This is a genomic window from Pseudomonadota bacterium (genome assembly GCA_018817425.1).
Taxonomy (GTDB): Bacteria; Desulfobacterota; Desulfobacteria; order Desulfobacterales; family RPRI01; genus RPRI01.
Genome location: JAHITX010000119.1, coordinates 1 through 5918 on the forward strand (window position 1 = coordinate 1; position 5918 = coordinate 5918).

Annotated in this window: 7 protein-coding genes; 5 read left to right on the forward strand and 2 right to left on the reverse strand. The window is 37.0% G+C overall.

From position 1 onward, the window contains the following. The first annotated feature begins 93 nt into the window (after nucleotides 1-93). Nucleotides 94-405, forward strand: a complete 312-nt coding sequence (locus KKC46_20085) for a tyrosine-type recombinase/integrase (protein MBU1056099.1) — start codon at nucleotides 94-96, stop codon at nucleotides 403-405. Between the two features lie 793 nt (nucleotides 406-1198). On the opposite strand, the gene KKC46_20090 is transcribed toward KKC46_20085, so the two are convergent. Then, nucleotides 1199-1447: a type II toxin-antitoxin system HicA family toxin gene (locus KKC46_20090; GenBank protein MBU1056100.1), complete on the reverse strand. Its 249-nt coding sequence runs from the start codon at nucleotides 1445-1447 to the stop codon at nucleotides 1199-1201. Continuing rightward, nucleotides 1440-1817, reverse strand: coding sequence for a hypothetical protein (locus KKC46_20095; GenBank protein MBU1056101.1), 378 nt, complete (start codon nucleotides 1815-1817; stop codon nucleotides 1440-1442). The genes KKC46_20090 and KKC46_20095 overlap by 8 nt, the downstream gene beginning before the upstream one ends. Before the next feature lie 446 nt (nucleotides 1818-2263). Here KKC46_20095 and KKC46_20100 point away from each other — a divergent pair, with 446 nt between their 5' ends. The 4 genes from KKC46_20100 (at nucleotide 2264) to KKC46_20115 (ending at nucleotide 5592) form a co-directional block, all read left to right on the forward strand. Continuing rightward, nucleotides 2264-3520: a site-specific integrase gene (locus KKC46_20100; protein MBU1056102.1), complete on the forward strand. Its 1257-nt coding sequence runs from the start codon at nucleotides 2264-2266 to the stop codon at nucleotides 3518-3520. Nucleotides 3521-3684: 164 nt separating this feature from the next. Then, nucleotides 3685-4368, forward strand: a complete 684-nt coding sequence (locus KKC46_20105; protein ID MBU1056103.1) for a hypothetical protein — start codon at nucleotides 3685-3687, stop codon at nucleotides 4366-4368. A gap of 148 nt (nucleotides 4369-4516) precedes the next feature. Beyond that, on the forward strand, nucleotides 4517-4753 hold the full coding sequence (locus KKC46_20110; protein ID MBU1056104.1) for a hypothetical protein: 237 nt from the start codon (nucleotides 4517-4519) through the stop codon (nucleotides 4751-4753). A gap of 281 nt (nucleotides 4754-5034) precedes the next feature. Continuing rightward, nucleotides 5035-5592 carry a hypothetical protein gene (locus KKC46_20115; protein ID MBU1056105.1) on the forward strand — a complete coding sequence of 186 codons (558 nt, stop codon included), beginning with the start codon at nucleotides 5035-5037 and terminating at the stop codon, nucleotides 5590-5592. Nucleotides 5593-5918 lie beyond the last annotated feature (326 nt).

Here is a 5918-nt window from a genome sequence, read left to right on the forward strand (position 1 = left end):
AAAAAATATGCCGGAGTTTTTTTAGTAAATGCATTAGAGGCAAAATACAAAAATGCAGCAAAGAGTTTTACATGGCAGTGGTTTTTCCCGGCAATACAATTAACCTATGAACAAAAGAGCGGGAAATACAGGCGATATCATTTGCATGAAACCCTTGTACAAAAGGCAATAAAGAAAGCGGTTGATAAAGCCCAACTCACCAAACGCGCTTCTGCTCATACTTTCCGCCACAGCTTTGCCAGTCATTTATTGCAGGCAAACTATGATATAAGAACCATTCAGGAATTACTGGGGCATAGTGATGTCAGAACTACTGAGCCAGTTTCAAAACGCCCCATTTTGGCCGATCTCTGCGTTGGGTTCAAATTTCAATCCTCGAAATACTTAATGTATTCCTGTGGTTGAAATTTTCGCCCGCCTTGAGCTTGACCAAACTGAAACGTTTTGAAAGTGGCTCTACTATGATTTATACGCATACCATCAAAAGTACGACCCTGAAAGAAGCCAAAAGCCCGCTTGACTTTTAAAGAATTCATAGCTCCGCACTGTCGGTTACATGTATTACTAAACCGGGATAATAAATTGAGGCCTGTGCAAAATCTTTTCTTTTGCCCGATTACTGGGCTCAATTTTTAAAATTATGTAATGAACTACAATGCTTAAATTCCGTTAACACTTTGCATAAATCAAATCAAGAGGTTTTTTTAACACCGATTCTCACAGTTTCTAAAAGCGTCAAAATATGCCCCCAATCAGGCGGTCCAGGCTATCTCCAGGGATTTACCGGAAAGCCATGGAACTTTAACCGGTTTTTGTAATTTATCAACTTCTTTTAGGATAGGAAAAGATCGGCTTGAATGGATATGTTCTTGTTTAAAGGATAAGACTGAAGAAATAGAGGATTGTTACATGTGTTATCTTGGTTATATAAATGGCCTTGAGGCTAAATTAAAGGTCTTTGAAGATAAGAATAAAGCGGTTCCGGCATAGAGACAAAGGCTGCTGGTACCGATCTCTTTTTTTGAGTGGTTTTATTCCATCCTTCATCACAGCCTTTATTTTTTTAAAAAAATAAACAACACAACCGGCGAGTTTAATAAGGTATCTCAATAAACCGATTTATAAGCGGAATATTTCCATTTTCTTCCGCTTCATGGCTAATTGTTTTTATTTCATAAGATCACGTCACATTTTTTTCTTAATCATCCCAAAAGTCTTTAGGGTTAATCCCGAAACGACGCAAAATTGACATTATAACAGGGTAGTGTATTTCTGTTGAAGGGCCATGATTTTTAATTGGAATTTGCGGTCCTTGTTTAGAACCGGGTTTGTTTGGTTTTAATAGTATAACTTCGGAGCCCTTACCGCGTTTTGATGGTATTATTACAATGCCATATGTTTTAAGTTTTTTTAGAAGTTCCCTAATTGTATAAGGGCGCTTAGGCATTACAGGAGGACCCGGATTGACATGTTTTTGCAATTAGCCAGGGCGGAAGGATATTATGTTTTTTATCTGACTCTAAAGATCCGGGTTTAATTTTGTATTTGCTTTCAATCTGTTTTTTGCAGGAAAAGAATTCATTCCATACTTCAGATGGAGCAGGATGATATAAATATTCAAGGTTGTTATTGGTGAAAGCGTATTCTATTTGTGCAGAGATTAAAGAAATTATTTCGCTTTGCACCTCAGCTATGGTTTTTCCGGTTGCAACAATATCCAATTCAAGGCAATGAGCAACAAATATATCATTATCTTTTTTTATTAAAATATTGACCGAAAAAGCAGCCTCATTCATGTTTATTTCTTTTTCGTTCATGGTTAACCTTCCTTTGTTTGATAAATATTATATTTAATTAAAGGAATTCTTGTCAAGGAATAAAACCAGTAGTGATAAAAAAGGCGGGTGAGAGATTATCCGCCTTTTTTAATGCAGAAGAGAAACTTTTTTACGATGGCGTTAATCCTTGCACAAGCATTGTACAAATATCATAAAATGAAAAAAGCCTTTAAAGCTTTATTGCTTTAAAGGCTTAATATCATTTGGTGCCGAGGAACGGAATTGAACCGCCGACACGCGGATTTTCAGTCCTTTCTATATCATTTCATGAACTTTCACAAACCGTCAAATATATCTTGACATACAAAATAGTTAACCTTATTATACCTCCATAATGACACATTATGACACAGATGTTTTCAGGCAAATAGTGGGGAGAATATGGGGAGAGAAAGACACGCGGACTTTAAGAAAGGGACTAAATCATGTCAGCTAAATGGATTGGCACACGGTATAAAGGTGTAAGGTATTATGAACATCCTACCCGAAAACATGGGGTGAAAAAAGATCGTTATTATACTATCCGATATCAGCGAGACGGGAAACGAATTGAAGAAGGTTTAGGCTGGGCAAGCGAACTTAACCCGAAAGATCGGAAGCATTGGACTGCTGAAAAAGCTGCTCTTGTTCTGGCTGAACTGAAGGAGGCAGGAAAAGGACTCAAGCAAGGGCCTGCACGACTGTCAGAACGTAGGGAGATTGAAGAAAAACGTAAGGAAGTGGAGCAAGTAGAGCGGGAACGCATTGAGAAGGAAGCTGTCACTTTCAATGATTTCTTTATTAATACTTATTTGCCACAAGCTAAGGCGGACAAAAAGCCAGATACAGCACGCCGTGAAGAAGGCTTTTTCAATAACTGGTTTAACCAGATTCTTGGACACCTTCCTTTGAAAACATTAACTCCCTTTCATATTGAACGGCTAAAAAAAGAAATGTCTGACAAGCAACAGTCTAACCGCTCTATTGAATATGCACTTGCAGTTATCCGGCAAGTTTTTCATATGGCAAGACATCGTGGAATCTATGTAGGTGAATCGCCAACGGTAAATGTGAAAAAACCTAAAGTTGACAATGGCCGCATGAAATTCTTGACCAGGAAAGAGGCTGAGGAACTTCTTAAAGCCTTAAAAGAAAAATCCCAGGACGTTCATGATATGAGTCTGCTTTCCCTTCATGCTGGTTTACGATTTGGAGAAATTGCTTCTTTGACATGGCAGGACGTTGACCTTGAAAGAGGTGTTGTAACAATTCGAGATGCGAAGGCCGGTTCAAGGTATGCTTTTTTAACAGATCAAGCGGAGGATATGTTCCGAAACCGTATACAAGGGAAGCCGTCAGATTATATTTTCCAGAGAAGAGGCGGCGGAAAAATAGAGAAGATCTCTCATAGTTTTTTTCGTACAGTTGACGATTTGCAATTTAACAAAGGCATTGATGACCCACGTTTAAGGGTATGTTTCCATACTTGCCGTCATTCCTATGCTTCATGGCTAATCGAACAGGGAACAGACCTTTACACCGTACAGAAGCTATTAGGGCACAAAACAAATATAATGACCCAAAGATATGCCCACTTATCAGAAAACAAGCTGAAGGATGCGGCAAAGGCTTTAGGTACGGCATTGTCAAAGAAGAGCGCTGGAAATGATCAAAGCGAACAGGTTTTGAACTTCAGCCAATAACACAAAAGCTGTGGGATAGGGTAGATTCTTATCAGCGATATTTCTATATTCCCTTTCTTTGGGTTAATCTTTTAAGAGTATATTAACATGAGGTTATAGATATGAAGGAATGCTATCCTTTCCTTGCATACTGGAAGAAAATAGGCATCAATAAGTTTCCGAAGTTGGTTGACGATCCTGAAATATTCCAACTTTTTGCTTTACAACATATAGAGCGATACCCAAAAATTTTCAAAGAGCCCGCTTTGAAAGCTTTGCGGGAAAATAGCCCCACCTTCCAATCGGCAAAAACCAAACATCAAAAACTCTTGGAGATAGAGGTATGGGAAGCAGATATCCGTCCTAAAGTATTGGTTGCTTTCTACGAATCGATTGAAAGGAAATCTGATGAGCACAGAGTGAAAAATTTAAAGATGATTGAGGATGTACAAAGGCAGATAATATATAAGGGCGAAACTGCAAGTAAAGCATGTGAACAGCTTGGCAGGGATCTATTAATGAAACATCACAGTAGAGGCGGCAAGACTTTCAAAACAATATTTCATCAAGAAATTATTAAAGTGATGTATAGAGAACTCCAAGGGGCCATTAAAAAAATTCGAAAAGATATTGATGTGTCTTGCACGAAACGGGTTTGTGACGCGTGGTCTGGTAACGATAAAACTGAAAATATTCTTCATTTTGTACCCGAATACGAGGAGATATTTGACCGAAAAGAACTACCAATAATTACTGTCAAGTCTTCCGTTGCAGATTGTGCAATATTGATAATCAGGAAGCGATTAAAATCTTATCTTCCGCCACAATCTTCCGATACAAACTCCCTAAAGCGTCTACTCCAAAAATAATAGCCCATTTTTCCTCTCAATAAATTTTTGTAACCGCAAGTAAAATACCCATATACTTGTGGTATCTATAAGTGACAATATCATATCCTCTGTATTATACTAATGCTAAACAATGAAGCAGTTGAAGATATACAGGAGAACTTCGAAAATGGATTCAAAAACAAAAACCGTTGATTTCAGCGAACTTGAAAAGATCTTACCACCTATCGTGTTTAGGAATTGGCCCAGGTGGAAAGATGTTCTGCCGATTGCCCCCCGTACCGTGGCAAACGAAGATTGCTTGGGGACAGGGCCGAAAGAAAAAATAATGTGCGGTCGGGTTGTTGGTTATCCCCGCTCCGCCTTAATCCAATGGCTGCGGGAACGATCAAAAGTTATTTTATAAGTCAGCTATGAGACCAGTAAAATGATAAAATTTAATACTAATAATTTCAGCGTATTATAATGTTTGGTTTTTATTAGAATTATATATCTATCATTTCAATTGTTTATAAAATTGCTAAAAATGATCGGGCCGGAATAAGGCCATTATATTATTAATTATTACTGATGACTATTCCGAATTAATCAGGTTGATGCGTATCCACAACTTATTGATATGATAAGCGTTTATGTGATTATGGGACATATGATTTATATTATGTTGAAATTACACAGATTTATTCTATGAAGGTTGATAACGAAAATGTCTTTAAGTGTGGCACAAAAGTAACAATCATAAAAGAACATGGATCTTTCACGATAAATTATTATTGCGGCAGATGGGAACACGAACCATGCAAAAAATATAAAATTAAAAAACTTAAGGAAAGAATCATGAGTTTTAAAGGAATCATTGTTTATGTGGGTGTGGTGCCTGATGAGAAGCGGTGGATTGAAAAAAATATTAAGCAAAAGCATAATTACTTATGTATTAAATTCGATGATAAAAAAATCATAATAAGTGAGAAAAAATTTCCGGGGTGTGAGAAGCGGGAAAAAAATAAATTCATAAAAGAACTGCCAGCATTGCTTGAACCTATAACCGAAGGACGGCGAATTTCAGGCCGCCGGTTTCATAGGAAGGTTGCTGAACAAAGTGAATCTGAATCATTAGCAGCGGTTGCAGGCGACAAGGTAAAAGAACTGTCAGGGATGAGCCTTAACGATAAAATGGCCTGGATTATTAACCAGCCGGATAAGGTCTTTTATAAAAAAGGGCGCTTGTTGCTCACGCAATTATAATTAGAGACCTTAAAACGTTTTATTAAGGAGCAGTGGTTATGATTTTAGAGTGATATGGGCCAAAAGAAATAGGTTTCGGAATCAAATAATTTTTATAGATTACATCTACACTTGTACCCTCATATTACTCTTCTTTTATTATATACAAAAATATTGTTCGTTCTTATGCTATCAATGGTTTATGTAATATTGATAATATGAAGAGTCCTATTTTACAATCTTTTGTAAAAAGGATCATACTTACGCAAAACAAATTAATTAAAATAACAATTTACACGTTGTTATTTATACGAAAAAGCTCAATAAATTTATATTATTTGACGGAG

Coding starts and splice junctions, on each gene's coding strand:
- KKC46_20110 (MBU1056104.1), top strand. CDS start 4,517: ATGGATTCAAAAACAAAAACCGTTGATTTCAGCGAACTTGAAAAGATC.
- KKC46_20115 (MBU1056105.1), top strand. CDS start 5,035: ATGAAGGTTGATAACGAAAATGTCTTTAAGTGTGGCACAAAAGTAACA.
- KKC46_20095 (MBU1056101.1), bottom strand. CDS start 1,817: ATGAACGAAAAAGAAATAAACATGAATGAGGCTGCTTTTTCGGTCAAT.
- KKC46_20100 (MBU1056102.1), top strand. CDS start 2,264: ATGTCAGCTAAATGGATTGGCACACGGTATAAAGGTGTAAGGTATTAT.
- KKC46_20090 (MBU1056100.1), bottom strand. CDS start 1,447: ATGCCTAAGCGCCCTTATACAATTAGGGAACTTCTAAAAAAACTTAAA.